The organism is Cupriavidus sp. CP313 (assembly GCF_054072015.1).
Map to the genome: position 1 here is coordinate 16,588 of NZ_JBSVZB010000050.1, position 26,853 is coordinate 43,440.

The 26,853-nt window shown below is 66.3% G+C and carries 26 protein-coding genes; 10 read left to right on the top strand and 16 right to left on the bottom strand.

Annotated features, from left to right (window positions below; translation table 11 throughout):
• Positions 1-6 precede the first annotated feature (6 nt).
• Positions 7-1,110 carry a branched-chain amino acid ABC transporter substrate-binding protein gene (locus ACW4E8_RS38145; protein WP_456809205.1) on the bottom strand — a complete coding sequence of 368 codons (1,104 nt, stop codon included), beginning with the start codon at positions 1,108-1,110 and terminating at the stop codon, positions 7-9.
• 408 nt (positions 1,111-1,518) lie between these two features.
• On the bottom strand, positions 1,519-3,069 hold the full coding sequence (gene pruA / locus ACW4E8_RS38150) for an L-glutamate gamma-semialdehyde dehydrogenase (protein WP_456809206.1): 1,551 nt from the start codon (positions 3,067-3,069) through the stop codon (positions 1,519-1,521).
• 126 nt (positions 3,070-3,195) lie between these two features.
• On the opposite strand from pruA, the gene ACW4E8_RS38155 reads away from it, so the two are divergent.
• On the top strand, positions 3,196-4,098 hold the full coding sequence (locus tag ACW4E8_RS38155) for a helix-turn-helix domain-containing protein (protein ID WP_456809207.1): 903 nt from the start codon (positions 3,196-3,198) through the stop codon (positions 4,096-4,098).
• Between the two features lie 31 nt (positions 4,099-4,129).
• On the opposite strand, the gene ACW4E8_RS38160 is transcribed toward ACW4E8_RS38155, so the two are convergent.
• From ACW4E8_RS38160 to ACW4E8_RS38195, 8 genes are all read right to left on the bottom strand, one after another.
• Positions 4,130-5,023, bottom strand: a complete 894-nt coding sequence (locus tag ACW4E8_RS38160) for an HpcH/HpaI aldolase/citrate lyase family protein (RefSeq protein ID WP_456809208.1) — start codon at positions 5,021-5,023, stop codon at positions 4,130-4,132.
• Between the two features lie 314 nt (positions 5,024-5,337).
• Positions 5,338-6,546, bottom strand: a complete 1,209-nt coding sequence (locus ACW4E8_RS38165) for an ABC transporter substrate-binding protein (RefSeq protein ID WP_456809209.1) — start codon at positions 6,544-6,546, stop codon at positions 5,338-5,340.
• A 367-nt stretch (positions 6,547-6,913) separates the two neighbouring features.
• Positions 6,914-7,939, bottom strand: coding sequence for a porin (locus ACW4E8_RS38170; protein ID WP_456809228.1), 1,026 nt, complete (start codon positions 7,937-7,939; stop codon positions 6,914-6,916).
• A 55-nt stretch (positions 7,940-7,994) separates the two neighbouring features.
• Positions 7,995-9,002 carry a Bug family tripartite tricarboxylate transporter substrate binding protein gene (locus ACW4E8_RS38175; protein WP_456809210.1) on the bottom strand — a complete coding sequence of 336 codons (1,008 nt, stop codon included), beginning with the start codon at positions 9,000-9,002 and terminating at the stop codon, positions 7,995-7,997.
• Between the two features lie 105 nt (positions 9,003-9,107).
• The gene (locus ACW4E8_RS38180) at positions 9,108-10,253 is read right to left on the bottom strand and encodes an acyl-CoA dehydrogenase family protein (protein WP_456809211.1); all 1,146 of its coding nucleotides are present in this window, start codon (positions 10,251-10,253) and stop codon (positions 9,108-9,110) included.
• A 43-nt stretch (positions 10,254-10,296) separates the two neighbouring features.
• Positions 10,297-11,520 (bottom strand): acyl-CoA dehydrogenase family protein, encoded by a 1,224-nt coding sequence (locus ACW4E8_RS38185; RefSeq protein ID WP_456809212.1) that lies wholly within the window; start codon positions 11,518-11,520, stop codon positions 10,297-10,299.
• 14 nt (positions 11,521-11,534) lie between these two features.
• Entirely contained in the window at positions 11,535-12,224 is a 690-nt protein-coding gene (locus ACW4E8_RS38190) for an enoyl-CoA hydratase/isomerase family protein (protein WP_456809213.1), read from the bottom strand.
• Entirely contained in the window at positions 12,221-13,444 is a 1,224-nt protein-coding gene (locus ACW4E8_RS38195) for a CaiB/BaiF CoA transferase family protein (RefSeq protein ID WP_456809214.1), read from the bottom strand. The genes ACW4E8_RS38190 and ACW4E8_RS38195 overlap by 4 nt, the downstream gene beginning before the upstream one ends.
• A 198-nt stretch (positions 13,445-13,642) precedes the next feature.
• Here ACW4E8_RS38195 and ACW4E8_RS38200 point away from each other — a divergent pair, with 198 nt between their 5' ends.
• From ACW4E8_RS38200 to ACW4E8_RS38210, 3 genes are all read left to right on the top strand, one after another.
• Positions 13,643-14,575 (top strand): LysR family transcriptional regulator, encoded by a 933-nt coding sequence (locus tag ACW4E8_RS38200; protein ID WP_456809215.1) that lies wholly within the window; start codon positions 13,643-13,645, stop codon positions 14,573-14,575.
• Between the two features lie 222 nt (positions 14,576-14,797).
• Positions 14,798-16,051 carry an alkyl sulfatase dimerization domain-containing protein gene (locus ACW4E8_RS38205; RefSeq protein WP_456809216.1) on the top strand — a complete coding sequence of 418 codons (1,254 nt, stop codon included), beginning with the start codon at positions 14,798-14,800 and terminating at the stop codon, positions 16,049-16,051.
• Between the two features lie 27 nt (positions 16,052-16,078).
• Entirely contained in the window at positions 16,079-17,089 is a 1,011-nt protein-coding gene (locus ACW4E8_RS38210) for a Bug family tripartite tricarboxylate transporter substrate binding protein (protein WP_456809217.1), read from the top strand.
• Between the two features lie 73 nt (positions 17,090-17,162).
• Here the strand turns inward: ACW4E8_RS38210 and ACW4E8_RS38215 are convergent, their stop codons facing one another.
• The 3 genes from ACW4E8_RS38215 to ACW4E8_RS38225 form a co-directional block, all read right to left on the bottom strand.
• The gene (locus ACW4E8_RS38215; protein ID WP_456809218.1) at positions 17,163-17,999 is read right to left on the bottom strand and encodes a universal stress protein; all 837 of its coding nucleotides are present in this window, start codon (positions 17,997-17,999) and stop codon (positions 17,163-17,165) included.
• Between the two features lie 161 nt (positions 18,000-18,160).
• Positions 18,161-19,090 (bottom strand): 2-hydroxyacid dehydrogenase, encoded by a 930-nt coding sequence (locus tag ACW4E8_RS38220; protein ID WP_456809219.1) that lies wholly within the window; start codon positions 19,088-19,090, stop codon positions 18,161-18,163.
• Positions 19,091-19,092: 2 nt separating this feature from the next.
• On the bottom strand, positions 19,093-19,863 hold the full coding sequence (locus ACW4E8_RS38225) for a class II aldolase/adducin family protein (RefSeq protein WP_456809220.1): 771 nt from the start codon (positions 19,861-19,863) through the stop codon (positions 19,093-19,095).
• A gap of 109 nt (positions 19,864-19,972) precedes the next feature.
• On the opposite strand from ACW4E8_RS38225, the gene ACW4E8_RS38230 reads away from it, so the two are divergent.
• Together ACW4E8_RS38230 and ACW4E8_RS38235 are read left to right on the top strand one after the other, a co-directional pair.
• Positions 19,973-20,677, top strand: a complete 705-nt coding sequence (locus ACW4E8_RS38230) for a Crp/Fnr family transcriptional regulator (protein WP_456809221.1) — start codon at positions 19,973-19,975, stop codon at positions 20,675-20,677.
• A gap of 156 nt (positions 20,678-20,833) precedes the next feature.
• Positions 20,834-21,229, top strand: a complete 396-nt coding sequence (locus tag ACW4E8_RS38235) for a hypothetical protein (RefSeq protein ID WP_018311749.1) — start codon at positions 20,834-20,836, stop codon at positions 21,227-21,229.
• A 73-nt stretch (positions 21,230-21,302) separates the two neighbouring features.
• Here ACW4E8_RS38235 and ACW4E8_RS38240 read toward each other — a convergent pair whose 3' ends face one another.
• Positions 21,303-22,199, bottom strand: a complete 897-nt coding sequence (locus ACW4E8_RS38240; RefSeq protein WP_456809222.1) for a LysR substrate-binding domain-containing protein — start codon at positions 22,197-22,199, stop codon at positions 21,303-21,305.
• A gap of 112 nt (positions 22,200-22,311) precedes the next feature.
• Between ACW4E8_RS38240 and phnA the strand changes: the two genes are divergently transcribed.
• The gene (gene phnA, locus ACW4E8_RS38245; protein ID WP_456809223.1) at positions 22,312-23,532 is read left to right on the top strand and encodes a phosphonoacetate hydrolase; all 1,221 of its coding nucleotides are present in this window, start codon (positions 22,312-22,314) and stop codon (positions 23,530-23,532) included.
• Positions 23,533-23,626: 94 nt separating this feature from the next.
• Here phnA and ACW4E8_RS38250 read toward each other — a convergent pair whose 3' ends face one another.
• Entirely contained in the window at positions 23,627-24,580 is a 954-nt protein-coding gene (locus tag ACW4E8_RS38250) for a DnaJ C-terminal domain-containing protein (RefSeq protein WP_456809224.1), read from the bottom strand.
• 160 nt (positions 24,581-24,740) lie between these two features.
• Here ACW4E8_RS38250 and ACW4E8_RS38255 point away from each other — a divergent pair, with 160 nt between their 5' ends.
• From ACW4E8_RS38255 to ACW4E8_RS38265, 3 genes are all read left to right on the top strand, one after another.
• Entirely contained in the window at positions 24,741-25,175 is a 435-nt protein-coding gene (locus ACW4E8_RS38255) for an Hsp20 family protein (protein ID WP_439668974.1), read from the top strand.
• Between the two features lie 17 nt (positions 25,176-25,192).
• Positions 25,193-25,573: an Hsp20/alpha crystallin family protein gene (locus ACW4E8_RS38260; protein ID WP_456809225.1), complete on the top strand. Its 381-nt coding sequence runs from the start codon at positions 25,193-25,195 to the stop codon at positions 25,571-25,573.
• Positions 25,574-25,696: 123 nt separating this feature from the next.
• Positions 25,697-25,957 carry a transcriptional regulator gene (locus tag ACW4E8_RS38265; protein ID WP_114131638.1) on the top strand — a complete coding sequence of 87 codons (261 nt, stop codon included), beginning with the start codon at positions 25,697-25,699 and terminating at the stop codon, positions 25,955-25,957.
• A gap of 264 nt (positions 25,958-26,221) precedes the next feature.
• On the opposite strand, the gene ACW4E8_RS38270 is transcribed toward ACW4E8_RS38265, so the two are convergent.
• Complete coding sequence (locus tag ACW4E8_RS38270) at positions 26,222-26,482, bottom strand: hypothetical protein (RefSeq protein ID WP_456809226.1); 261 nt, start codon at positions 26,480-26,482, stop codon at positions 26,222-26,224.
• Positions 26,483-26,853 lie beyond the last annotated feature (371 nt).

Here is a 26,853-nt window from a genome sequence, read left to right on the forward strand (position 1 = left end):
ACTGCGTCAGTTTGCGTAGCCGTATTGGTTCCCGCTCCAACGGTAGACCACGTAGCCGGGCTTGGTGAGGTCACCCTTGCTGTCGAAGCTGATGGGCCCGACCACCGTCGAGTAGGTGCCGTTGCGCAGCGCCTTCTGCACCGCCTCTGGCTTCACGCTGCGCGCCCGTTCGGCCGCCTGCGCGAATACCTGGATCGTCGCGTACGAATACAGCGTGTAGCCATCGGGCTCGATCTTCGCCTTGCGGAAGCGCTCCACCACGTCCTTGGCCTCGGCATTCTTGCGCGGATCCGGGCCGAAGGTGAACATCACGCCGTTCGCCGCGGGGCCCGCGGCGGACAGCAGTTCCGTGTTGGTCAGCGTGTCGCCGCCCATGACGGCGAGCTTGAGCCCGGCTTGTGCCGCCTGGCGCAGGATCAGGCCAAGTTCGGTGTAGTACCCGCCATAGGCCAGCACTTCGATGCCGGCAGCCTTCAGCTTGCTCACCAGCACGTTGTAGTCCTTCTCGCCAGCGGTGATCGACTCGCGCAGCGATACCCTGGCCTTCTGGTCGGCGAGGGACTTCGCCACCTCGTCCGCCAGGCCCTTGCCATAGGCGCTCTTGTCATCGACCACCGCGATCTTCCTGCCGTTGAAATTCCTGGCGAGATAGGACGCGGCAACATTGCCCTGCTGGTCATCCCGGCCGGTCACGCGCACGATGTTGGCCAGGCCGCGCTCGGTGACCTTCGGGCTGGTCGAGATGGTCGCCATCGGGATGCCGGCATCGTGGTAGACCTCCGATGCGGGAATGGTCGAGCTCGAACAATAGTGGCCGTCCACGAACACCACGCCCTTGTTGACCAGCGTGTTGGCCACGGACACCGCCTGCTTCGGGTCGCACACGTCGTCGCCAACCACCAGCTTCAGCTTCTGTCCCAGCACACCCCCCTTGGCATTGATATCTGCAATTGCCTGCTCGGCGCCAGTGCGCATCTGCTCCCCACCCGACGCATACGGGCCAGTCATCGGCCCGGCAACCCCAATCAGCAAATCGGCCCAGGCCGAATGGCTCACCCCCAACATCAGTCCGGCCGCGCAAACGCTAACCGACAGCAGTTTCTTGCTCATCTCGTCCCTCACTTGGTATGTTCACTTGCGCATCGCAGGCAACGGTGTGCGCATTGCGTGGATCCTGCCCAGGCGCCCGCTTCGCTGCAGATCGCCAGTCCCGATGTGCCAAGGCCGTGGTGCGACAACGACCTTGGTTGAGCGAAATTCTGCTGGCTATCGCGCGCCGCCGCTTGCATCGAGGCAGAGCAAGATTTGCGGCTTTTTGCATAACGATCTGCAGCAGAGCTGCATAGGTGAGGGGTTTCCGCTTAGGGGTATTCACCTAATACGCACAATCGTGGATCGGACGGCACAACCCCTGTGCGCCGATGGCGCGGTATCGGTTCGAACGCCGGACGATCCTTGCAGCCACAAACAAAAAGGGTGCACCCATGGGCGCACCTTTCGCTGCCGTGACGCGGGCTATCAGAATCGCTCTGCCACCGCCTTCATCTGCAGAAACTGCAGCAGGTAGTCAGGACCGCCCGTCTTCGTGTCCGTACCGCTCAGATTGAAGCCGCCGAACGGCTGCACACCTGCCAGCGCGCCGGTGCACTTGCGATTGAAGTACAGGTTCCCGACATGGAACTCGCGGCGAGCCTGTTCGATCCGGCTCCGGTCGCGCGAATAGAGCGCGCCGGTCAGGCCGTAGACGGTGTTGTTGACCGCCTTCAAGCCCTCTTCGAAGTTCGCCACGCGGGTCACCGCCACGAACGGCCCGAAGACTTCCTCCTGGAAGATGCGGGCATCCTGCGCGACATCGCCGAAGATCGTCGGCGCGAAGAAGTAACCGTCCCCCTCCAGCCGCTTGCCGCCGGTCAGCAGCTTGCCTTCGCCCTTGCCGATCTCGATGTACTCGGCAACCTTGTCGGCTTGTGCCGCATTGCACACCGGCCCCAAGTCCGGGTTGGTGTCGGCAGCGCCCACACGCAGCTCCTTGGCACGGGCGACGACCTTCTCCACCAGCGCGTCGTAAACCGAATCGACCACAATCAGGCGCGAGCATGCCGAGCACTTCTGGCCGGAGTAGCCGAACGCGCTCTGGATCACTCCCAGGGCGGCCGCATCCAGGTCCGCGGTCTCGTCCACCAGGATGGCATCCTTGCCGCCGAGTTCCAGGAACACACGCTTGATCCACTTCTGCCCGTCGCGCAGCCTGGCCGCCGACTCGTGGATCGCGATGCCGGTCTTCAGGCTGCCGGTGAAGTTGATGAAGCGGGTCTTGGGATGGTCGACCAGGTAGGCGCCGATCTCGCTGCCGATGCCGGGCAGGTAGTTGATGACGCCCGGCGGGAAGCCGGCTTCCTCGAAGATCTCGAAGACCTTGGACAGCGACACGATGGTGTCTTCGGCCGGCTTGCAGACCACGGTATTACCGACCACGATGGCGCCCATCAGCATCCCGGTCATCAGCGCCATGGGGAAGTTCCACGGCGCGATGGTCACGCCGACGCCCAGCGGGATGTAGAAGCTCTTGTTTTCTTCCCCGGGATAGGCGTTGAGGTGGCCGACACCGTCGACAAAACGCAGGGCCTGCCGGGCATAGTACTCGGTGAAATCGATCATCTCGGCAACTTCAGCGCTGGCCTCGACGTAGTTCTTGCCGATCTCGTGGACCAGCCACGCTTCCAGCTCTTGTTTGCGCCCACGCATGATCTGCGCGGCCTTCAGGCACAGCCGCGAGCGGTCTTCCTGGGTCCAGCGCTTCCACCCCTCGAAGGCAGTCCAGGCAGCCTGGATCGCCTGCTCGGCGTGGTCGACGCCCGCCTTGCTGGTGTGGCCGACAACTTCGCCGGGCCGCGAAGGATTGGTCGAGGTGAGCTTCGCCGCCGTCTCGATCTTCTTGCCATCAATGATCAGCGGGTAGGTCTTGCCGAGTTGCGCACGGACCTTGTCGAGCGCGCTGCGCATGGCATTGAGCGATGCTTCGGTGGTGTAAGTATCGAAAGGTTCGCTCTGAAAGGGGATGACGTTCACGTTGGGGTTCTCCGCGTTCAACCAGTAGTCCCGACGCGGCGGGCGTTGCCGTCCGTGCATCGGAATCGTGCACATCTCGCGCAGCAGCCACGCTGCGACGCCGGATGCGTTGCCAGGGATTTTGTCGTGCGTGGCGCCGCGCGTCTTGCATGGCGGCCTGCCCAAAGCAGCGGATTACTGCACAACGGGAATGGCTGGCCGCCGCTGGCCCAAGCGGGTAACGAATGGCAGGAACCGCGTGATAACATCGCGCTACCCACGCCGCAGCCGCCCCCTACGACAATCATGCTCGACACCAAGAACCTATTGCACGGGATCGACCTGGTACTGGATCTGGCGCTGATGGAGCAGGTATTCGACCGGCTTCCCAACGTCCTTTTCTACGTCAAGGACAAGGAGGCGCGCTACCTGATGGTGAATGCCACCCTGGTCGAGCGCAGCGCCCTGGTCAGCAAGGAAGACGTCATCGGCAAGACGGCAGACGAGCTGTTCGAGGTCACCGGCTCGAGCACGATGATGCAGGACCTGAGCGTCATCCGCAGCGGCGAGCCGATCACCGATGTGCTGCGCCTGTTTTTCTCGGCCGATGGGCACCGGCAATGGTGCCTGAGCTCGAAGTTTCCGGTCAGGGATGCGGAGGGCCAGATCGCCGGCCTGCTGGGCATCTCGCGCATCCTGCCCCGCCCGGACGAAAAGCACGCCAGCTACAAGCGCCTGCTGCAGTTCCTCAAGCGCCTGGAAGAGCCAGCGCAACCGAACCTGCGCATCAGCGAGATTGCCCGCGAAGTGCAGTTGTCACTGGATACCCTGGAGCGGCTTTGCCGCGAGGTGTTCGGGCTGACGCCGAAGCAGATCATGATGCGCATGCGGCTGGACCGCGCCTGCCGCCTGCTGGAGACGACGGATGCCAGCATCACCGACATTGCCGCCGAATGCGGCTATGCGGATCACAGCGCGTTCTCGCGGCAGTTCAAGGCAGCAACCCTGTGTACGCCCCAGCAATACCGTGCGGCGCATCGTACGTCTTAGCTGCGGCGGCACGCCCCGCACGAGCGCTGAATCAGTCCTCTCCGTCCACGTGGCACAGGATCCGGTGTGCCAGCCGCAAGTGGGGCCGGTCGATCATGGCGTTGCCCAGTCTTGCCACGCCCGAGGCACCCACCTTGGAGAAGGCGTCGACGACGTGCCGGGCCCAGCGCACCTCTTCCTCCTGCGGCATGAAGGCCTGGTTGATGGCGTCGATATGTGAAGGATGCGCGGCAGCCTTTGCGGTAAAGCCGTCGCGCTTCGCCTGCGCGGCTTCCTGTCCGATTTGCGCGGGATCCGTCAGGCTGGTGGTGACCGCGTCAATGGCATCGATGCCGGCCTGCGCCGCCGCCATCAGGCACATCGTGCGTGCCACGGAAAACGGCGCGGTCAGTTCCTTGCCGATATGCGACGAGAAGGCGCCCAGATCGGCGGCAAGATCGTCAACGCCCCACATCAGCGCCCGCAGCCGCATTGGCGCATTGCGATAGGACGACAGGCCGAAAACGCCTTCGGACGACTCCGTCGCCATGGCGATAATGGCGACCTCCCAGTTATCGGGCAATAGCGCGCACTCGAAGGCTGCCAGAAAGTCACAGAGCCGATGCACATCGTCGACGCTTCTGCACTTGGGCAGCACGATCGCGTTTGGCCGATGGGGAATGACTGCCGCCAGATCGCGCAGGATATGGCCCGACGCCAGCCCGTTGACGCGCACCAGCAAGGCCGGCTCCATGGACGCGCGGCGCTGCTCGAGGAATGACCCCAGCTTGCGCCTTGCGTCATCCTTGCCATGCTCCGGCACGGCGTCTTCGAGGTCGAACACCAGCCCGTCCGCCCCCGACTTCAGCGACGCAGCCAGCTTGCGGTCGCTGTCTGCGGGGACGAAGAGAAGGGAGCGCAGGCGCTGTGGCAGGTTGTCGTGCATGGTGGCTGATCTCCAGAGAACCGCTTTCGGTTGTCGCCCGGGCCGTCAACGCGCCTGGCATGCTGCCAACAATGCCAGCGATCGCGCCTCCAGGCAAACCGGCTTTTCCGAAACCACGTTTCGTCAGCGGCGAATGGTCCCGAGCCTCCCGTTCGCGCCGCGCTCTGCAGAAATCCGCACCGCGTCCCCTCGGAAAATCCTGGACGTCACGGTGCCACGGCCAGCGAAGTCGTGGCAGCGGCAGGCTCGTCGCCGAACCTGCCCCGCTGTGCCCTCAGGATAGCGGGTGCCACTGGCCCCCGTTTATTGCCTTCTCAGCGCTTGACTAGCGCGCACCGCGATGCCGAAAGCGGTTGGAACGCTTCGTCGGCGGGCACCGTGGCGACCAGTTTCAGGTAGTCCCATGGGGTTTTTGATTCCCCCGGCGCCTTTACTTCCATCAGGTACATATCGTGCATCATCCGCCCATCCGCACGGACGAACCCATTCTTCGCAAACACGTCGTTGATCTTGTGGCTCTTGAGATAAGACATGACGCCGTCCGAATCGTCGCTGCCCGTGGCCGCGACTGCCTTCAGGTACTGCAGCACGGCCGAGTATGTGCCGGCATGCACCATGTTCGGCATGCGGTTCATGCGAGCAAAGAACCGCTTGCCGAACTCCCGCGTCTCCGGATTCATGTCCCAGTACCATGCATCCGTCATTTTCATCCTCTGCGTAGCTTTCAGCCCCAGGCTGTGCACGTCGCTGATCGTCATGATCAGGCCAACCAATGTCTGGTTCTTCGTCAGGCCGAAATCGTTCGCCGCCTTGATGGCATTGATGGTGTCCCCACCACCGTTGGCCAGCGCCACCACGCTGGCTTTAGACGCCTGCGCCTGCAACACGAAGGACGAAAATTCGGATGCATTCAGAGGATGCTTGATGCTGCCGCTGACCGATCCACCCGCGGCGCGAATGACGTCCGAGGTGGCGCTCTCCAGCGACTGGCCGAAGGCGTAGTCCGCCGTAAGGAAATACCAGCTCTTGAGGCCCTGCCTGACCATTGCCTTGCCCGCCACGTTGGCCAGCGCAAAAGTGTCATAGACGTAATGCACCACATAAGGCGAGCACTCTTCATTGGTGTGACGCAGGTTGGCACCGCCGGTCACCAGTACCACGCGCTTCTTTTCCGACGCGATTCTCGCCACGGCTAGCGCCACGGAAGAGTTCGGAAGGTCTACGATAGCGTCGACGCCGTCCCGGTCTATCCATTCGCGCGCCTTTGCCGCCCCCACGTCGGCCTTGTTCTGATGATCCGCGGTAACTAGTTCGATCTTGCTTCCCTTAAGTCCGTCACCAAAGTCTTCGATAGCCATCCTGGCGGCCTCGACAGAGCCCTTGCCGGCGTAATCGAGATATACGCCAGAGAGATCGGTCATGACGCCGATACGCACAACGTTCCCCGATATCGCCGCATGCACCGGGCTGCAATGCATGGCAGCACCAGCAATCAGCGCCAGCAGCAATTGGATTCTCTTCATTCGTTCCTCCGTCGTCGACCAAGTCTTCCGTTGCCAGCGCAGGAAGTTCTTGCATGCCGCCGCCTGCCGTCGCTGGTCAAGGCAACTCTACAGGGCGGCCTGGAGGGCAAGCATTCGGATAATTGGAATGCCGGATTCAGTTGAAACGAAATGTGCGAGACGCCAGAACGGCGTCGCGGATTCCTGCACAACCTGAGCGAAACAGCGCGAAGGATTGGGGTAAACCTGATTTGCCCGCTGCAGAAGACTGGCTGTTCGCGGCCATCCGCCGGGTCATATCCGGGGGTGATAGCGGCGCCGATGCGCCCTGGCCAGTCACGAGTCAGCACATGGTGAACGGATTTCCTTGAGAAGGGCCGGCAATTGCCTAGAACCGATGCCGCAACCCCACGCTCACCGACTTCGCATCATCCCCACTACCCGGATCAATCACGATGCTGTTGTTGCTCACACTGCCGCCGGGGCTGTTATGCACCAGCACCGCCCGCACATAGGCCGTGGTGCGCTTGCTCAGGTCATGGTCCCATCCCAGCGTCACCGCCAGCGGCCGCTGGCCGCCGCCCAGGATCTGGCGCTTGAGTGCGGCGGCCTTGAAGGTGTCGCGTTGCGTCACGGTCCAACTGAAGGTCACGCCATAGTGGCGTGCTGAGCGGGTCTCGGGCCGGTCGCTGCTGGCGGCGCTGTACAGCAGGCCGATCTCGACCGGCTTGAAGCGATAGGAGCCGCCGACGAAATGGTTGGAAGTCAGCGTCGGTTCCACCGGCACGTTGGCGCCCGAATACATCCCCTGGTAGGCGTAGAACGCGTAGACGTTGCCGGCCTCGTAGGTCGCATTCATGCCGAAGTTCAGCCCTGAGCGAGCCGACCCCGGCACCTCGCCGGGCGCCACCGCGGCGCCGAAGGAGAAGCCGCCCCACTTGGGCGAGAAGTACTGCACCGCGTTGTCGAAGCGGGCGCCGTAGGCCACATGCCCGGTCCCTTGCGAGGCCGTCGCGCTCAGCAGGTTGAACGGCGACACCGCGCCATTGAGCAGGAACGGATCCAGCCGCAGCAGCGCATAGAACGACGGCGTATATTGCCGCCCCAGCCGGAACTCGCCCCAGTTGCCCGACATGCCCAGATAGGCCTGCCGCCCGAACAGCCGGTTGTTGCCGAAGAACTCCGTGCCGTTGTCGATGTTGAAGCCCGACTCGACCAGGAAATTGGCCTTGAGCCCACCGCCCAGGTCCTCAATGCCGCGGATGCCCCAGCGCGACGCGGCCTGCTGGCCTTCGCGCATGCGCACCACGCTTTCCGAGCCCCTGGCGTATTCGATCGATGCATCGACCACGCCGAACAGCTGCATCGTGCCGGCCACGGCATTGCCCGCGGCCAGCGCCGCGCCCATCACCATCCACTGTCTTGCCTTCACGCTGCCTGTCTCCCGTTCTTGTTGTTGTGGTCCAGCCTTACTTCGCCTGCAGCCCCGCCACCTTCACCACCTCGCCCCACGCGGCCAGGTCGGCGCTGACCAGCTTGCCCAGGTCGGCCGGGCTTGACGGCGCGGCCGGCTGCAGGTTCATGGCGGCAAATTTCTCGCGGTCGCCCGGTGTCTGCAGGATGCGGTTCACCTCGGCGTTCAGCCGGTTGACGATCGGCGCGGGCAGGCCCTTGGGACCGAAGATCGCGACCCAGCTGGCTTGCTGGAAGGGCACGCCCTGCTGCGACATGGTCGGCACGTCCGGTGCAGTCAGCAGGCGCTCCGGACCGGAGACCGCAATGCCCCGGATGCGGCCGGACTTCAGGTGCGGGACCGACGAGATGGCGTCGGTGATGCCGATGGTGACGTGGCCCGCGGCCAGGTCGTTGCTGCACTGGGTGGCGGTCTTGTAGGGGATATGGCGCAGGTGGATGCCGGTCTTGGCCTTCAGGTATTCCATGGCCAGGTGGCCGCCCGAGCCCACGCCCCATGAGCAGTACGCCAGTTCCGTCTTGCTGGCCTTGGCGTAGGCAATCAGCTCCTGCAGGTTGTGCACCGGCACATTGGCGCTGACCGCCAGCAGGTTGCCGCCGGGCTGGCTGGGGCGTGCGATGGGGGTGAAGTCCTTGATCGGGTCATAGGGCAGCGACGGCGTGGTCCACGGGTTCACCGTCATGGTCGCGGCGTAGGTGAACAGCAGCGTGTAGCCGTCAGGCGCGGCGCGCGCCACGGTCTCGTTGGCAATGATGCCGTTGGCGCCGGGGCGGTTGTCGACCACCACCGGCTGCTTGAGCGCGGCGGTCAGGCGCTCGGCCACCAGCCGTGCAGTCTGGTCGGTGACGGTGCCTGCGCCCGAGGGCAGCACCATGCGGATGGGCTTGCTGGGGTATGGGGCCTCGGGGTGCGCGCTGGCGGCGCCCGCCAGGGCCAGCGCCGCGGCCAGGGCCGCTGTGCGCGTGGCACAAGCCCTGCGGGCGCCAGTGTGCTGGCTGCTCATATTGCTGTCTCCGTTGCGGCGCATTGGCCGCGCATGCCGGTACGTTGCCGGCCTGTCATGGGTGGGCGCACCGGGCAGCGGCTCGGGCGCCCTGGCTGAACCGGCTCAGGCTTGCGCCTGCGCCGCGTGATCGAGTGCCGCCAGCCGTTCGTAGTGCCAGTCGGCATCGCCGAACAGGTTGGCGTGGGCGGCCAGGCGCTTGTAGCAGTGGCCGATTTCCATCTCGTCGGTCATGCCCACCGCACCGTGCAGCTGCACCACGTCTTCGCCGAGCGCGCGCCCGGCGTCCGAGACAAAGGCCTTGGCATGGGATACCGCGCGCATGCGCGCCACCGGATCGCCATGCAGGACGTTGGCCGCCAGCTCGGTGATGGCGCGCGCCTGTTCGACGCTGACATAGAGGTCCACCAGCCGGTGCCGGATCACCTGGTTGGCCGTCAGCGGACGGCCGAATTGCTCGCGCGTAACCAGGTAGTCGCGGGTCAGGTCGAACGCGCGCGACATGGTGCCCACGGCTTCGGCGCAGGCCATCACGGTGGCCTGGTCGATGGCGGCTTCCACCAGCGGCCAGGCGCCGTCCACCGGGCCGATGCGCGCGCTGTCCGGCACGGTCGCGCGGCGCAGCGTCACGCTGGCGGTCTGGCGGCCGTCGTAGGTCGGCAGCGCATCGACGCTGATGCCGCGCGTGTCGGCCGGCACCGCGAACAGCGTCAGGCCGCTGCGGTCGCGGCGCTGGCCGCCGGTACGCGCCAGCACCAGCAGCACGGCGGCGCTGCCGCCGCCCAGCACCAGGGTCTTGCGGCCGTCCAGCGTCCATTGCCCCGGCTCATGCTGTTGCGCGGTGGTGCTGATATCGAAGGCGTCATAGCGTCCCTGCGTTTCCCATGCGGCCAGCGCCAGCATAGCGCCACCCTCGGCCATCGCCGCCGCGATCGCAGCGTGGGCGGGATCGCCGCAGGCGGCCAGCAGCGGCGCGCACAGCGCGGCATTGGCCAGCCAGGGCTCGGCGGGCTGGGCGCGGCCCAGTTCCTCGGCCAGCAGGGCCTGGTCGGCGCTGTCGCCCAGGCCGCCACAGGCTTCGGGCAGTCCCACGGCCAGCCAGCCCATTTCGGCAAACGCCTGCCAGTGCTTGCGCGAGAAGCCGTCGGGCTCGGCCAGCGCCGCGCGGCGCTGCTCGAAGCCGTAGCCGCGCTCGACATAGCGCCGCACGCTTTCCTGCAGCATGCGGCGATCGTCTGTTGAATCGCTCATGTGTTCCGTTCCTTGTCCTGGGTTGCGGGCACGATTGGGGGCACTACAGGCCCAGCACCTGCTTGGCCAGCAGCTCGTGCTGGATCTCGCTGGAGCCGCCGGCGATGGTGTAGCCGCGGGTGACGAAGCGGCGCGCCGATGCCGCCGCGGCGTACGCTGACTGGCCCGGTTGCGGCACGGCGGGCTCGAAGTGCGCGGCGCGGTCATAGGCCAGCGTGTCCGGCCCCAGCGCATCGACCGCCAGGTTCTCGATGTCCTGGATCAGCCGGCTGCCCAGCAGCTTGAGCATGCCGGTCTCCGGCCCCAGCGTTTCCCCCGCGCGCGCCCACTTGCGAAAACGCAGCACGGTTGCCGCCAGCGCTTCGAGCCGCACCTCCAGCGCGCGCAACCGGCGTGCAAACCCCGGGCGCTGCGACAGCGGCTGGCCGCCCTCCTCCAGCGCCTCGCCGATGGCGCGCACCTTGGCCAGGCGGCGACGGTTCTCCGCCACGCGCGCCAGGTTCAGCCGCTCATGCTCGAGCAGCGACTTGGCGATGGTCCAGCCAGCGTTCTCTTCGCCGACGAGGTTCTCCACCGGTACTTCCACCTCGTCCAAGAACACCTGGTTGAACAGGTGCCAGCCATGGATGCCCACCAGCGGCCGCACGCTGACGCCGGGGCCGCGCATATCGATCAGCAGGAAGCTGATGCCCTGCTGCGCGCGCGCCTCGGTATCGGTGCGCACCAGGCAGAAGATCCAGTCCGCGTACTGCGCGTAGGACGTCCAGATCTTGCTGCCGCTGACCACATAGACCTCGGTGCCGTCGGGCCGCGTCTTGCGCACCGCACGTGTCTTCAGCGAAGCCAGGTCCGAGCCGGAGTTCGGTTCGGAATAGCCCTGGCACCACCAGTGCTCCTGGCTCAGGATGCGCGGCAGGAAGTACTGCTGCTGCGCCGGCGTGCCGTAGCGGATCAGGATCGGGCCGATCATCTCGAAGGTGATGCCGCCGCTCTCGGGCGCGTGCGCCAGCACCAGCTCTTCCTGGAATACGGCACGGCGCTCGGCGCTCCAGTTGCAGCCCTGCCATTCAGGCGGCCAGTGCGGCGCCAGCCAGCCGCGTTCGGCCAGCCGGTGCTGCCAGTCGACCAGCTCTTGCTTGCTGACTTCCAGTCCGAGGCGGACTTTCTCGCGCACGGCATGGGGCAGCGACCGGGCGACGAACTCGCGCACCTCGCGGCGGAAATCCTGCAGCGACGCGTCGTCGTCGGTGGTGATGGAATCTGTCATGGAAATATCGGTCCTCAGGAATTCTTGTCGCGCGCACCAGATGCCATGCGCATCGTCGCGGCGCGCATGCCGCCCTTGATCGCGGCCACGCCTTCGGCCGGAAAGCCGCCGATGGTGGCAGCCAGGACGCGCGCGCGGTCCAGCACCTGGGTGTCGTCGACCAACTCGGTGGCGATGCCCAGCCGCAGCAACTCGGGCGCGGGCACGCGGTCGCCAAGCAGGCACAGGCGCGCGGCCACGGCCTCGGAATGGCGCAGCGCCAGCCAGTCGGCATTGCGCGGCGCGGCCATGCCCAGGCGGATTTCGCCGATCTGCAGGAAGGCCCCGGTGCCGCACACCAGCAGGTCGCCGGCCAGCGCCAACGCCGCGCCGCCGTTGATGGCATGGCGCTCCAGCGCCACGATCCATGCCTTGCGGCTATGCAGCAGGCTCAGGTGGACGCGCTCCCAGACCGGCGCAAACGCGGCCAGCCCGCCAGGCTCCGCCTGCAGTGCCTGCAGGTCCAGGCCGGAACAGAAGGCGCCGTCGGCGCCGCGCAGCAGCACGGCGCGTACGCTGTCGTCGGCGGCCAGGGTCTCGATGGCGTCGCCCAGCGCGCGTGCCAGCGACATATCGACGGCGTTGCGACGGGCCGGGCGGTTCAGCACCACCTCGGCCCAGCCGGCATGGCGCTGCAGCAGTACGGGGGATTGGGGCGCGTTCATGCCGGCTCCTGCTGGGCTTGTTCCACGCCGATCGCGCCGGCGCGGGCCATGGTGTCGATCTCCGCGGCGCTGTAGCCAAGCTCGGCCAGCACTTCGGTCGTATGCTGGCCAAGGCGCGGCACCGCGGGCATCGCCCCTGCCGACATGCTGGCCATGGTGAAGGGCAGGCCCGGCAAATCCAGTTGGCCGCCCTCGCCGTCGTCAACGGGCCGCAGGATGCCGCTGGCGCGTACGTCTGAGCTGGCACTGACCTGGTGGTAATCACGTACCACGCCCACCACCACCTGGTGGCGCTCCAGCAGCGCACGGGCGGCATCGCCGCTCAGGTGGCGCATGGCGTCGTGCAGGATGGCCAGCAGCGCCGGGCGGTTCTGCACCCGCAGCGCATTGCTGGCAAAGCGCGCGTCGTTCGCCAGCGCCGGATGGCCGATGGCCTCGCACAGGCGCGTCCAGTGTTCGTCGAGATAGGCCGACAGCACGATATGCCCGTCCGCCACCGCGATCACATCCGCGGCCGGCGCGGCCTTGGGCTGGCTGTTGCCGCTGCGCACCGGCAGCGCGCCGGAGCACTGGTACTCGGCCCACAGCTGGGCCTGCATCTGTACGCCGACTGACAGCAGCGAGGTCTCGATAGTCTCGCCGGCGCCGGTGCGCTCGCGCCGGAACAGCGCCGCCAGGATGGCGTTGCCGGTCGCCAGCGCGGTGGCCGCGTCGATCAGCGCGAAGCCGGCCTTCAGCGGCTGCCCGCCGGCTTCGCCGGTGACGGACATCATGCCGCTCTCGGCCTGCGCGGCAATGTCCAGCCCGGGGCGCGTGCGCGACGGGCCGCGCGTGCCGAAGCCGCTGATGGAGGCGTGGATCAGGTCAGGACGCGCCGCGCGCAGCGTGGCGGCGTCCAGCCCCAGCGCTTCCATCACGCCGGCGCGGGTGTTGTGCAGCACCACGTCGCTGGCCAGCGCCAGCCGCCGTGCGGCGTCCAGCCCGCCGGACGTGCGCAGGTCCAGCGCGATGCCGCGCTTGCCGCGGTTGTAGGCCAGGTACATCGGGCTCTGCGGGCTGGTGCCGTCAAAGCGCCGCGCGCTGTCGCCGCGCAATGCCTCCACCTTGACCACGTCGGCGCCCAGGTCGGCCAGCATCATGGCCGCGCCCGGCGCCGCGATGAACTGCCCGAACTCCGCCACGCGTATGCCTGCCAGCGGCAGGTCTTGCCGGTTCGCCATGCGATCCCACTCCTCGAAGATGCCGGCGCGGCCGGCGGTTTGCGTCGATGTGGAGCGATCATGCGATAGCACGGCGCGTAACGGCAGATGCCAAAACCGCGTCTGTGCAAACCACCGGTTAGCACCCTGGGGTTATCCCGAACCCGCCGGATTGCCGCTATGCTGTGCGCCCAGTCCGTTGTTTAAGTGGGGCAATCCATGCGTCTGAGCCAGGTCCAGGACTTCATTGCCGTCGCCGAGCACGGCAGCATCCGCGCCGGCGCGCGCGCGCGCGATGTGTCGGCGCCGGCACTCACCAAGAGCATCCGCCAGCTCGAAGAGGAGTTGCATGTGCCGCTGCTGACCCGCACCACCCGCGGCGTGGTGCTGTCGCGTTTTGGCGAGGCCTTCCTGCGGCGCGCACGCCTGATCGCCACCGAGGCGCGCAAGGCCACCGAGGAGATGGCGCAGATGCTGGGCGCGCGCAACGGCGTGGTCCGCGTCGGCACCACCCGCGGCCCGGCGCATGTGGTGCTGCCCCCCGTGGTCAAGCGCTTTCGCGTCCAGCATCCAGACGTGCTGGTGTGCATTGACAGCTGGGGCTACCCCACCCACCTGGACGAGCTGCGCTCGGGCGTGATGGACATGGCGGTGAGTCCGGTCCCGAACGAGGGCATCGAGCGCGAATTCACCTGCGAGCCGCTCTACAACAACGATTCGGTCGTGATGGCGCACCGCGAGCATCCGCTGCGCAACGCCCGCAGCCTGCGCGAGCTGATCGGCTCGGACTGGATCCTGACCGGCCAGCGCATGCACGGCCCGGGCGCCGCCATCCTCGATGCCTTCCGTGAACGCGATCTGCCGTTGCCGCGCGTGGCGGTGCGCTGCGACACCATCGGCATGATCGAGCACCTGATGCAGGACCGCCACCTGCTGTGCATGCTGCCGCGCCAGATGGTGGCCGGCCGGCTGGCCGCCAATGGCCTGGTGCCGTTGCCCATCGAGGACAAGCTGCCCAGCCACACCGTCAGCCTGATCTACCGCGCCGATTCGCCGATGACGCCGGTGGCGGCGCAGTTCGCCACCCTGCTGCGGCGTGAAGTCCACTATCTGTCCAACCTGCCTGACAGTCCGCTGCGCCGACTTGACTGAAGGCAGCTGCTACCGCAGCGCGCGCCGGCCGGGAACTCCCTGCACCCGCGCGGTGCTAACCAGCGGTTTACACCTGAAATTCCAAAACCCCCGCCGGGCCGCACCGGCGCTTGGTTTGCGGCCGGTACGCCGCATCCCGGCGGGATTTTCCCCAATCCCCGGGGTGCACCTTCTTGCGTGACAGTTGCGCTGGACGCGACCTGGTTCGCAGAGGAGGCAAGCATGCAGGACATTGAGGACCGGCCGGCGGCACTGGTCACTGGCACGGGGATCGACAGCGCCGGCGATGGCGTGTGGTTGCTGCACGGACAAGGGCAGAGCTTTGTCGCCGACGTGGGCGACGGCCTGCTGGTGGTCGACAGCGGCCCCGGCGGGCGCGTCACGCGCGGCATGATCGAGGCGCTGCGCACGCAGACCGGGCTGCCGGTGCTGGCCATCTGCTACAGCCACGGCCATATGGGCTACAACGCCGGCCTGCAGCAATGGCTGGACCACGCCGCGGCGCGCGGCGAGCCCGCGCCACGCGTACTGGCCCACGTCAACGTGCTGGCGCGGCAGGCGCGCTACCGCGAGACCCAGCGCATGCAGGAGCGCATGGCGGAGATCCAGTTCCGCCAGCCGGCCGGCGCGCTGGCGGGAAAGCTGGTCCACATCGAACCCACCGAGACCTTCGCCGATGGCCTGACGCTGGGTCTGGGCGAGCGCCGCGCGGAAATCCTGTGGGCGCCGTCCGAGACCGATGACGCCGTGGCGGTCTGGCTGCCGGGCCGGCGCCTGCTGTATGGCGGCCCCGCGGTCATTGATTCGATCCCGAACATCGGCACCCCCTTCCGCACCATGCGCGACACCGTGCGCTGGGCCGAGACGCTGGAACGTCTGGCCGGGCTGCAGCCGCGCACCGTGGTGCGAGAGTTCGGCGCGACGCTGCAAGGCGAGGACGAGTGCCAGCGCGTGCTGTGCCAGACCGCCAGGGCCCTGCGCTGGCTGCGCGCGGAGGTGGTGCGGCTGATGAACGCCGGCTGCAACGAACGCCAGGTGCTGGCCGCGCTGAAGCCGCCGGCGGAGCTGTTCGACCAGCCCTGGATGCGTCCCACCTATGGCGACCCCAGCTACATCGCGCGCGACATCTACCGCTCGGAGAACGGCTGGTGGGACCGCAATGCCACCACGCTGCATCCCGCACCGCCTCAACAGGCGGCCGCCGAGATCGCCGCGGCCGTGGCCGACCACGGCGCGCTGATCCGCCACGCCCAGGCCCTGGCCGCGCGCGGCGACACGCAACTGGCGCTGCACGTGATCGACGTGCTGGCGCTGGCACCGGATGAAACGCCCACCGTGCGCGAGGCCCGCCAGCTCAAGGCCGCCTGGCTGCGCCAGCGCGCCACGCAGATCCGCAGCTATGTGTCGCGCAGCCTGTACGGCGCGGCCGCCGACGCGCTGGAAAGCGAAGCGGCGGACAACTTCGGCATGCATTAGGGAGACTCCATGCCACGAGCATTTGCAATGAATCCGGTTCCGACGGAACTGCCTGGCAACGCGCGCCGGCGCGACGTGCTGCGCGGGCTTGCCGCACTCGGTCTTGGCGCGGCGGCCGGCCCGCTATGCGCCAGCAACGCCTGGCCCGCCCGGCCCATCCGCCTGGTGGTGCCGGCCCCGCCCGGCGGCGGCACCGACCTGTTCGCGCGTACGCTGGCCGAATCGCTCGGCAAGGCGCTGGGCCAGACCATCGTGGTCGACAACAAGCCGGGGGCGACCGGCATCATCGGCAACGATACCGTGGCCAAGGCCAGCCCCGACGGCTACACGCTGCTGTTCACCTATGCCGCCACGGTGGTAATCAACCAGATCCTGCAGCCCAAGCTGCCCTATGACGGCCTGCGCGATCTCGTGCCGGTGGCGCAGATCGGCGCGGGCGGCAATTTCCTGGTGGTGACACCGGACTTCCCGGCGCGCACGCTCAAGGAGTTCGTCGCCCACGTGCTCAAGCGCCCGGATGCATACGACTACGGCTCATGGGGCATCGGCTCGGGCGGTCACCTGACCATGGAAGCCCTCAAGATGCAGACCGGCATGAAGCTGCGCCACGTGCCGTACAAGGGCGTGGCGCAGATCCTGACCGACATGCAGGGCGGCGTGATCAAGGTGGCCTTTGTCGATACCTCATCGTCGCTGCCGCTGATCCGCGCCGGCAAGCTGCGCGCGCTGGCGATCAGCGGCACGCGCCGCGGCCCGGTCACGCCGGACATCCCCACCATGACCGAGCAGGGCTATCCGTTCGATACCGACAGCTGGTATGGCCTGTTCGCGCCGGCCGGCACCAGCGCTGCCATCGTGCAGCGGCTCAATACGGAAGTGACCCGCCTGCTGGCTGACGCGCCGATGCGCGAGCGCTTCCTGCAGCTGAACATGGGCATGGCGCCTGCCAGGAGCGCCGAGCAGTTCGCGCAGACCGTGCGGGGCGACGTGGGCGTATGGGGCAAGGTGATCAAAGCCAACCACATCACGGTCGACTGAAGACCACCAGGGGTCGCTGCTCTGGCGCGGCTTGCCGCAGGAATCCTGATGCCGCGCAGCGTGGCGCTGCGCTTCAGTGCGAAAACAACACCGGCACCGTCATCGACTCCAGCACCACCCTGGTCACGCCGCCCAGCACCAGCTCGCGCAACCGGCCGTGGCCGTAGGCACCCATCACGATCAGGTCGGCACCAAAGTCCGAAGCTCGCGACAGGATCAGCTCACCGATGGCCAGGTCGCCACCGCCCGGGCCGTGCTCCACCTCAACTGCCACACCCTGCCGCTCCAGCACGTGCACGGCGTGGCTGACAGGGGTGGCATCGGCACGCGGCTCCCTGGCGGCGGCATGGGCGCTCAGCACCCGCGCCCGCGCGCCGGCCATCAGCGGCAGTGCGTCGTGCAAGGCACGCGCGGCCTCGCGGCTGCCGTTCCAGGCCACCAGCACGCGTGTGCCCACGGTGGCGAAAGCGCCGGCACAGGGCACCACCAGCGCCGGCCGGCCGCTCTCCAGCAGCAGCGCCTCCAGTAGCTGCCGCGCCACCGGGCCTTCAGCGTTGTCGGCGTCGTACTGGCCGGAGACGATCAGGCCGGCCTCGCGCGCCTCGCGCAGCGACAGTGTCACCGGATCGCGCTCGACGGTGCGCCAGTCGCAGGCAACCGCCAGCTCGCGCGTGGCGGCCTCGAAGGCACAGCGCATGTTCTCGCGCTGCAGCCGGCGCCGCTCCTGGTCTTCGGCCAGGCAGCGCTGGGCATTGTTCATGCGATAGAACCAGCTGGGGTCTGGCACCCGCCCGGCCAGCAGGCCGATCAGCGGACACTGGCTGGCAGTGGCAAGGCGTGCCGCAATCTGCAAGCGCTGCATGGCCTGCCGGTTGCCGTCGAGATGGACCAGGATGCTCTCGTACGCCATGATGCCCTCGCGTCCAGACCGTTTGCTTTCAGTCTAGGCCGCGTGGCAGGCAATGTACGCCGACTTGCCGATCGCACCAGTGGAAACCTCAGGTTTCCAGGCCCTGGGCATGGAAGGCAAGCGCATCTCATCGCAGGTTACCGGCCAAGCCCACAGGGCGTTCAATACCCCGCTTGCCGGTCCACCTGGTTCAACAGTTCACGCCCGTCGCGCGCGCGCCGCAGGTTCTCGATGCATTGCCGCGCCACCAGTTCGTACGAGGGGTCGGCCGCGATATGCGGCGTGGCCTCGATGCGGGGATGGTTCCAGACCGGATCGTCCGCCGAGGGCGGCTCCTTGGCGAACACGTCAAGCGCCGCGCCGGCAAGGTGGCCTTCGTCGATCAGTGCGACCAGGTCGGGCTCGACCACGTGCTCGCCACGCCCGACGTTGATAAAGAACGCCCCCTTGGGCAGCCGCGACAGCGTCTGGCGGTTCAGCATGCCCTCGGTGCGCGGCGTCAGCGGCAGCGTGCAGACCAGGATGTCGCTCTGCGCCAGCATGGCATCCAGCCCGTCGTCGCCGGTGAAGTCGGTCACGCCGGGCAGATGCTTGGCGCTGCGGCTCCAGCCGCTGACCGGGTAGCCGATGGCGGCAAACATGCGCGCCACCTCGCTGCCGATCTCGCCCAACCCCAGCACACCTACGCGGCAGCGCGACACATCGCGCCCCGGGTGGCGCTTCCATTCGCCGCGGCGCTGCTGTTCGGCGTACACGCCGAGCGCGCGGGTATGGCGCAGCGCCATCGCCAGCACGTAGTGGGCGATGCCAGTCTGCTGGCCGGGATCGACGATGCGCGTGACCGGCATGCCAGGCGGCAGGTCCGGCGCGGCCAGCAGCTTGTCGACGCCCGCGGTGGCAGCGCAGACCAGCCGCAGCTTCGGGTAGGCCGGCAGCACGCCGGGCTTCAGGCCCCAGGCGATGATGGCTTCGACCTCTTCCGCGATGGCGGCCTCGCGGCCGTTCCACACGATGATATCCGGCGCGGCTTCGCGCAGCGCGGCGGTAATGGGGACCGCCATGAACGACGGCAGGTGAACGAGGATGGCCATGGTCAGTTGCGGTAGTCAGGGTTGATGCGGTCGAGGCGGCGCAGCAGGCCCGGCCAGGCCAGGCCGGAGCCCTTGCCCTTGGTGGCCTGGCGTGCCTGCTGGCCCATGTTGGCGCTGGCGGCTTCGGGCACCATGGTCAGCGGCGTGCCGCCGCTTTGCGCCAGGATCTGGATGCGGCAGGCGGACTCGAGCGTGTACATGGTCAGGAAAGCATCGGATACCGTGCGCCCGCACGTGAGCAGGCCATGGTTGCGCAGGATCATCTGCTTGCAGCGGCCCAGGTCGGCCACCAGCCGCGCCTTCTCGTCCTCGCGCAGCGCCACGCCTTCATAGTCGTGGTACGCCAGCCCGGTCAAGGCAAACATCGATTGCTGCGAGATCGGCAGCAGGCCCGCCTGTTGCGCGGACACGGCGACGCCGCGCGAGGTATGCGTGTGCATCACGCAGCCCACTTCGGGGCGCGCCTCATGCACGGCGCTGTGGATGATGAAGCCGGCCGGGTTGACGTCATACGGCGTTTCCAGCACGGGCTGCCCTTCGTGGTCGACCTTGACCAGGCTGGATGCCGTGATCTCGTCGAACATCATCCCGTATGGGTTGATCAGGAACTGGTCCGGCGCATCGGGCACGCGTGCCGAGATATGGGTGAAGATCAGGTCGTCCCAGCCGAAGTGGGCGACCAGGCGGTACGCGGCCGCCAGGTCCACGCGCATCTGCCATTCGGCGTCGGAGACGCGGTCCCTGATTGAATCGACGAGCTGGATTTGCGCCATATGCGTACCTCCCGGGGGCATGTGAGTCATTGAATCGATGCATTGTCCGGGCGCACCGCGTCAAAGTCTGTTAAGTATTGGACAATCTCGGCTCCAGCAGGAGAGCGATGTGAAGGGTGACGTGAAGAGTGGATCGAGAGCCGTGGAACCGGTGCGCACGCTGCCGCGCAGCGTGCTGGCCAGCGGCTGGCTGCGCAATGCGCCGCCGGGCGTGCTCGATGCCGTGGCGAACGCCGCACGCCGCCTGCGTTTTGGCGACGGCGAGATGATCTTCGCGCGGGGCGATCCGCCCACCTACTTCTGCATGGTGCTGTCGGGCCGGGTGCGCATGAGCCGCGTCAGCACGGGCGGGCGCGAGTCGGTGTACTCGGTGATCGGGCGTGGCCGCTGGTTCGGCGAGATCTCGCTGCTGGACGGCAAGCCGCGCACGCACGATGCCTTCGCCGTCGGCAATACGGAACTGATGGTGCTGAGCCAGCGCGACTTCCACCGCATCCTGGCCGCGCATCCGGAAGGCATGCAGCTGATCGTGCAGCAGATCTGCGCGCGCCTGCGCGTAGCGTTCGACCACGCGCAAAGCGCGGCGCAGGCGCCCATCGACGCGCGCATGGCAGCACGCCTGCTGGAACTGGCCGACCGCACCGACCATGTCGTGCGCATCAGCGCGGAGGACCTTGGCGACATGGTCAACCGCTCGCGCCAGACCGTGGCCAAGTACCTGCAGGCGTGGGAGGACGCGGGCCTGATCCGCCGTGAGTACCGGCAGATCGAGTTGCTGGATGCGGCGGCGCTCAAGCGGCTGGCCCGGCGTTGACAGCGCCGCAAGGCCCGGGGCCGCGCGCGCATTTAACCTGCCTTGACGTCGATGGCAAGGCTGGTAAATGACCGTTGCAAAATCAAACAGAATGTCAGGTGCCTCGGCGCTACAGTGACTATTCCCTTGCCTGTAGGCGTTCTAGGAGGTACACGAATGAAGCAACATCTGGCGAAATCCCTGGTCGTGGCTGGCGCGATGATCGCGTCCTACCCGCTGTTTGCCCAGCAGGCTCAGCCCCTGCAGCCGAGCCAGCCCATGCCAATGACGCAGCCGATGCAGCCGATGCAATCCACTCAGCCGGTGCAATCCGCCCAGCCCGTGCAAGCCATGCCGTCGGCAGCGCCGTCGGCCCAGGTGGCGCCCGCAGCGGGCGGCAGCTATGCCCAGGCTCCCGTACAAGCGGCCCAGCCGGGCATGGCGCCGGCAGCCGCCGACCCGACCATGGCAAGCAGCCCCGCCTCGGCCGTGGACCCCGCCAGCATGAGCCTAGCCCCCGATGCGCTCGGCTCGCGCCTGGGCCAGCGCAGCGCGTTCCTCGACGGGGCCTGAACGCCCGTCAGCGCAGGCCCGCATCGCGCGGGCCGCGCGCCACACTCACCTCACTTCCCAGGCACGCGCCGCTTCAGGTCTCCACGGCCGCCTCCCCCTGCTGCTGCAGCCACTCCAGGAACGCGCGCAGATGCAGCGGCTTGTCGGCATCGCGCGGCACCAGCGCATGATAGGTATTGCCCGGTGCGCGGATGGCGGCAAACGGCGTCGCAATGCGCCCGCCCGCGCGGTCCGTTTCCAGTGTCGGAAAGGTGCCGATGGCAAAGCCAAGGCTGTCCACCACCGCCTGCAGCGTGACAAAGAAATGGTCGAAGCGCAGCGTCCGCACCGGCAGCAGCGAGGCATGTCCCGCCTGCTGCAGCCACGATTCCCAGCTGCCCGGCCGTGTCTCCGTATAGAGGAAGACGCCCTCCACGAGGTCCTCTACACCTTGCAACGGCACCTGCTCCAGCATCGCCGGACTGGCGATCACCGTCTGGTACTCCGAAAAGATCGGCACTGACTCGAACTGTTCGCCACGTTCGAGGGTGCGCCGTATCGCCACGTCAAAGGTGCCGTTGAATCCGGCCTCATTGCTGAAGGCGGTCGACACTCGCACATCGACTTCCGGCTGCAGACGCCGGAAGTCATCCAGCCGCGGAATCAGCCAGCGCATCGCAAAGGTTGCCGGGGCATTGACGCGCACCACCTTGCGCGTGGCAATGCGGCCATAGCGCTCGGAAGCGGCGCTGATCTGGTCGAACGCCGTGCTGATCTCGCGCGCGAACGCCTGCGCGTGGACTGTCGGCACCATGCGCTGGCCCTGGCGGATAAACAGCGGCTGCCCCAGCCATTGCTCCAGGATCTCGATCTGCCGGCTGACGGCGCCATGGGTCAGGTGCAGCTCGCGCGCGGCCGCCGAATAGCTGCCGGCACGGGCGGCAACCTCGAAAATCCGCAAGGCGTTGAGCGGGGGCAACTTGTGCGGCATTGTGAGATTTCCTGACAGGATCTGGAAAATAAACTCGATTGTGAGAGTTTATCGCCTAACTTAGCATGGGTCTCAGGCAAATCCCATCCACAATCCTTCCGCAAGAGACGCCATGAGCACCCAGATCCAGGTCAACGGCCACCACTACCAGCTTCCCGCCCGCCCCACCGTCATCGTCTGCATCGATGGCTGCGAGCAGGAGTACATCAACCTTGCCGTGCAGGCGGGCGCCACCCCCTTCTTCGCCAGCCTGGCCAAACGCGGAACGGTGCTGACCGGCGACTGCGTGGTGCCGTCGTTCACCAACCCCAACAACCTGTCGATCGTGACCGGCGTGCCGCCGTCGGTACACGGCATCTGCGGCAACTTCTTCTACGACACCGAAGCCGGCGCCGAAGTGCTGATGAACGATGCCCGCTACCTGCGCGCGCCCACCGTGCTGGCCGCGGCAGCGCAGGCCGGGGCCTCGGTGGCGGTGGTCACCGCCAAGGACAAGCTGCGCGCGCTGCTGGGCCACGGCCTCAAGGGCATCTGCTTCTCGGCGGAGAAAGCCGACCAGGCCACCATCGAGGAAAACGGCATCGACGACGTGCTGCGCAAGGTCGGCATGCCGCTGCCCTCGGTCTACAGCGCCGACCTGTCCGAGTTTGTATTCGCCGCCGGCGTGGCACTGCTCGAAACCGTCCGCCCCGACCTGATGTACCTGTCCACCACGGACTACATCCAGCACAAGCATGCCCCGGGCACGCCGCAGGCCAATGCCTTCTACGCGATGATCGACAGCTACCTGCAGCGCCTGGACGCGCTGGGTGCGGTCATCGGCGTGACCGCCGACCACGGCATGAATGCCAAGACCGATTCGCTGGGCAAGGCCAACATCCTGTTCCTGCAGCAGGTGCTGGACGAGCGCTTCGGCACCGACGCCACCCGCGTGCTGCTGCCGATCACCGATCCCTATGTCGCCCACCATGGCGCACTGGGCTCCTACGCGACCGTGTACCTGCCCGCCGGCACCGACCAGCGCGCCGTGCATGGCGCCATCGCCGCACTGCCCGGCATCGAGCTGGTACTGGACAAGCGCGCCGCCAGCGAACGCTTCGAACTGCCGCCCGACCGCATCGGCGACCTGGTGGTGGTCAGCGAACGCCTGACCGTGCTCGGCACCACGCCGGCCCGCCATGACCTGAGCGGCCTGGATGCCCCGCTGCGCTCGCACGGCGGGCTGTCCGAACAGAAGGTGCCGCTGCTGTTCAACCGCAAGGTCAGCGCCCCCGCGGGCCAGCGGCTGCGCAACTTCGACATCCTGCGGCTGGCGCTGAACCACGCGGACTGATTGCGGCGCTGGCCGTCCTGGCTCGCGCAAGCCAGCAACGTAGCCAAGCATCTTCCATCAGACAGGCGATGAGAACGCCATCATCAGACATGGGTCAGCCTCTCCTTTCCGGGCGCGGATTAAAGGTCAATTCCCGCGCCATGGTTTCATAAAGCTCCCGTGCTTTGGGGGTGTTTGCCGGCGGCAACACCACCTGGATGTCCAGCAGCACATCGCCCGGTGGATTAGCGGGAATGCCCTTGCCGCGCACACGTAGCTCGCTGCCGCACTGGGCGCCAGGTGGAATTCGCACCTTCAGTTCGCCCCCAGGTAAATCGATGGACACCACCGCCCCCAGCGCCGCCTCCCATGGCGCCACCGGCAGGGTGAGGTGTAGATTTCGCCCCTTCACTTTCAGTTGGTCGTGCGGTTTGAAATGCACCTCCAGAAAAAGATCCCCCGCCGGCGCACCGCCGATCCCTGGCGCCCCCTGCCCGGCCAGACGGATGAGCTGACCTTCGCGCACGCCTTTGGGAATTTTCACGCTGAGGGTCCGGCTCCTCAATTGCACTCCGCCCTGGGCGTCCATGCTTGGCACCCGCAGCGAAAGCTGACGGGTGGCGCCGGTAAAGGCGTCCCCCAGGTCCAGCAGCACCTTCGCGTGGTGGTCCACACCACGTGACTGGAAGCTGCCACCGTGTGGATGGAAGCCGCGGTGCCTGCCCCCTACATGGCCAAACAGCTCGGCGAAGAAGTCGCTGAAATCGGCCTCTTCCTGGGGCGAGAAGCCCCGCCTGGAGAACTCGAAGCCGGTGCCCCAGTCCGGCGGCGGACGGAACGCCTGGCCGGGCCGATAGCCCCGCTCCAATTGATCGTACGCGGCGCGCTTTTCCGGGTCGGAGAGCACGGCGTAGGCCTCGTTGAGCTGCCTCATGCGCAGTTCGGCATCCGACGCCTTGGAAACGTCCGGATGGAACTTGCGCGCGAGCTTGCGGAACGCTTTCTTGATGTCCTCCGCCGTGGCATCGCGTGCCACCCCCAGCGTCTTGTAGTAGTCCTGGAACTCCATGCGTGCTCCCCTTTTCCGGTCTCGAGGGCTGCCCTTGTCCTCGGAAGAGTGATGCCGAATATCAGTCAAATCAAGAGCTTGAAATCCCCAAGCGAAGCCTTACCATTGCAACCGGGGGCGTCAGAATATGGCGCCCGCGCGCAAGCGAATGGAGGCAAACATGATGTATCGATCGTTGTTTCCCCGTGACGTATTCTCAGAACTGGAACGCCTACAGCGCGAGTTGCAGCAGCCATTCGAGCTGTCTCCCAGCATTCGCGGTCGGGTCAGTTTTCCGGCCATGAATGTAGGCGGCACACCCCACTCGGTGGAAATCTACGCTTTTGCCCCTGGCGTCGATCCGGCCAGCATCGACGTGCAGCTGGTGAAGAGCGTGCTGACCATTGTCGGCGAGCGCAAGTCCGATCTCCCCGACAAGGACGAGCAAACCTCCGTGCATATCGATGAACGCTTCGCCGGCCGCTTCCGCCGTGTGGTGAGCCTGCCAAACGACGTGAATCCCAATGCGGTAGAGGCCAAGTACCGCGACGGCGTGCTGCACATCAGCATCCAGCGCCTCGAAGCCGCGCAGCCGCGCCAAATCAGCATCCAGTGAGCGAGGAGGATCCGGCCATGAGCGAAACTACTGCTGTCACCAAGCAAGCCGACCCTGCCAGCACTGAAGCGGCCCTGATGCCGCCGGTGAATGTGTACGAGGACGCCGCAGGCATCACCCTGTACGCCGATCTGCCGGGTGTGCCCAAGGACAAGCTGGCCGTGCAGGTGCAAGGCGATATCCTGACCATCAAGGGCGAAGTCGTCCTGGATCTGCCGGAGGGCATGGAAGCCAGTTACGCGGAGGTGTCCCTGCCCCGTTACCGGCGCGTGTTCACGCTATCCAAGGAACTGGATGCCGAAAAGGTGGTCGCCGAGTTCAACCACGGCGTGCTCAAGCTGCGCATCCCGAAAGCCGAATACGCGCAACCGAGCCGCATTGAAGTCAATGTGGCGTGAGGTAAGCCGAGCGGGCCGTGGGCATCACCCATGGCTACACACACGTAAGAGGGCTGAGATGAAACTGGAATCGTTGAAAGAGAGTTCCGGTTCTCGCCCCTTTTGAACAGTGAGGGGCCGACGATGCGACTGATCGAACTGGATGAACAACAGGACTTTCTTGCGAACTTGCAGCGTAACGGTCTGGCAGCAGATGATTTCGAACTCCTGGAAACGGATACGACTGACCCAAAAGGTGACGAGAACTTCGGCTTGCAGGGCTACGTCACGGTAACCAGACTATCGACACAAGTTACAAGGGAATACCCCATCGGCTATGAAACCGATTGGGTTCAGCATTTCAGGAAAGATCTCGAAGCCGGCATCTTCGATAAGTCGGAATGAGATCCTGCGTGCTATTGGGGCGGCGGCTGCACTGTCACGAAGCCTTCTCTGACTGGCCGCCCGTCCGTGCGAGTTATCTTGTGCCGAACTGAATACCCGGCGACATTCGCCAGTCTCTGTGGATCGTGTTTGGGCTCTGCCAGGATCGAAACGCGATGGTCATCCAACGATGACATCCCGACGCATCTTCGTCCCCATGGAGTACAAGCATTCCGATAATGCAATGCCGATACCGCACCGGCGAAAGCGAGTTGGGGCGACAAATCACTCATCCACACCCAGAATCACATCCACCGCTGCCCTGCCTGCAAGCTCCGCGATGAGATGCGCCCAGCGTCGGGTAAACGGTCCTCCGTGAACTTTCACTCGCTTGCCAATCGCAGCGACCCCAATCGGCTTCATCGGACCTTCAATCTGAAACCAGGCGTCGAACATATCTTCGGACGTGTTCACAAGGCCAACACGGATTTCGAATCCTCGGTATTCAGTAAGCCAATCCATAGTCGAGCCGAGATCATCAACCATTCGTTTCACCCCCCAGAACTATGTTCCCCGGCTTTCGGCATCGCTAAAACACACGACACCTGTGAACTCGGTACCGTGGACATCGACTCGGAGCGGCGTAAGACTCACCTCACCGGCGCTCATTGCCATCTGAAGTTCAGAAGCAAGTCGTTGTGCTCGTCGACGTTGACCCACCCAGTTCCTGAATGGTACGCCTCATGAGGTCCTTGGACTTCGAATCGCAGCTGACGACCTGAACTGCACCCCAAGAAATTGGACGGTCAGATCGCTAGGCGCCTAACAGGCTGTTGAATTTGGCCCCCGAGTAAACGGGGATTTGGTGCCAGACGTTATGGATATCGTGTTCATAAACTCGGGTGGCGGATGCGATG

Coding starts and splice junctions, on each gene's coding strand:
- ACW4E8_RS38240 (WP_456809222.1), bottom strand. CDS start 22,199: ATGCCGCACAAGTTGCCCCCGCTCAACGCCTTGCGGATTTTCGAGGTT.
- ACW4E8_RS38270 (WP_456809226.1), bottom strand. CDS start 26,482: ATGGTTGATGATCTCGGCTCGACTATGGATTGGCTTACTGAATACCGA.
- ACW4E8_RS38180 (WP_456809211.1), bottom strand. CDS start 10,253: ATGAGCGATTCAACAGACGATCGCCGCATGCTGCAGGAAAGCGTGCGG.
- ACW4E8_RS38165 (WP_456809209.1), bottom strand. CDS start 6,546: ATGAAGAGAATCCAATTGCTGCTGGCGCTGATTGCTGGTGCTGCCATG.
- ACW4E8_RS38215 (WP_456809218.1), bottom strand. CDS start 17,999: ATGGCGTACGAGAGCATCCTGGTCCATCTCGACGGCAACCGGCAGGCC.
- ACW4E8_RS38210 (WP_456809217.1), top strand. CDS start 16,079: ATGAATCCGGTTCCGACGGAACTGCCTGGCAACGCGCGCCGGCGCGAC.
- ACW4E8_RS38185 (WP_456809212.1), bottom strand. CDS start 11,520: ATGACAGATTCCATCACCACCGACGACGACGCGTCGCTGCAGGATTTC.
- ACW4E8_RS38205 (WP_456809216.1), top strand. CDS start 14,798: ATGCAGGACATTGAGGACCGGCCGGCGGCACTGGTCACTGGCACGGGG.
- ACW4E8_RS38160 (WP_456809208.1), bottom strand. CDS start 5,023: ATGCACGACAACCTGCCACAGCGCCTGCGCTCCCTTCTCTTCGTCCCC.
- ACW4E8_RS38220 (WP_456809219.1), bottom strand. CDS start 19,090: ATGGCCATCCTCGTTCACCTGCCGTCGTTCATGGCGGTCCCCATTACC.
- ACW4E8_RS38260 (WP_456809225.1), top strand. CDS start 25,193: ATGAGCGAAACTACTGCTGTCACCAAGCAAGCCGACCCTGCCAGCACT.
- ACW4E8_RS38195 (WP_456809214.1), bottom strand. CDS start 13,444: ATGGCGAACCGGCAAGACCTGCCGCTGGCAGGCATACGCGTGGCGGAG.
- ACW4E8_RS38265 (WP_114131638.1), top strand. CDS start 25,697: ATGCGACTGATCGAACTGGATGAACAACAGGACTTTCTTGCGAACTTG.
- ACW4E8_RS38170 (WP_456809228.1), bottom strand. CDS start 7,939: ATGGTGATGGGCGCGGCGCTGGCCGCGGGCAATGCCGTGGCCGGCACG.
- ACW4E8_RS38255 (WP_439668974.1), top strand. CDS start 24,741: ATGATGTATCGATCGTTGTTTCCCCGTGACGTATTCTCAGAACTGGAA.
- ACW4E8_RS38235 (WP_018311749.1), top strand. CDS start 20,834: ATGAAGCAACATCTGGCGAAATCCCTGGTCGTGGCTGGCGCGATGATC.
- ACW4E8_RS38225 (WP_456809220.1), bottom strand. CDS start 19,863: ATGGCGCAAATCCAGCTCGTCGATTCAATCAGGGACCGCGTCTCCGAC.
- ACW4E8_RS38200 (WP_456809215.1), top strand. CDS start 13,643: ATGCGTCTGAGCCAGGTCCAGGACTTCATTGCCGTCGCCGAGCACGGC.
- ACW4E8_RS38250 (WP_456809224.1), bottom strand. CDS start 24,580: ATGGAGTTCCAGGACTACTACAAGACGCTGGGGGTGGCACGCGATGCC.
- ACW4E8_RS38190 (WP_456809213.1), bottom strand. CDS start 12,224: ATGAACGCGCCCCAATCCCCCGTACTGCTGCAGCGCCATGCCGGCTGG.
- ACW4E8_RS38145 (WP_456809205.1), bottom strand. CDS start 1,110: ATGAGCAAGAAACTGCTGTCGGTTAGCGTTTGCGCGGCCGGACTGATG.
- ACW4E8_RS38175 (WP_456809210.1), bottom strand. CDS start 9,002: ATGAGCAGCCAGCACACTGGCGCCCGCAGGGCTTGTGCCACGCGCACA.
- phnA (WP_456809223.1), top strand. CDS start 22,312: ATGAGCACCCAGATCCAGGTCAACGGCCACCACTACCAGCTTCCCGCC.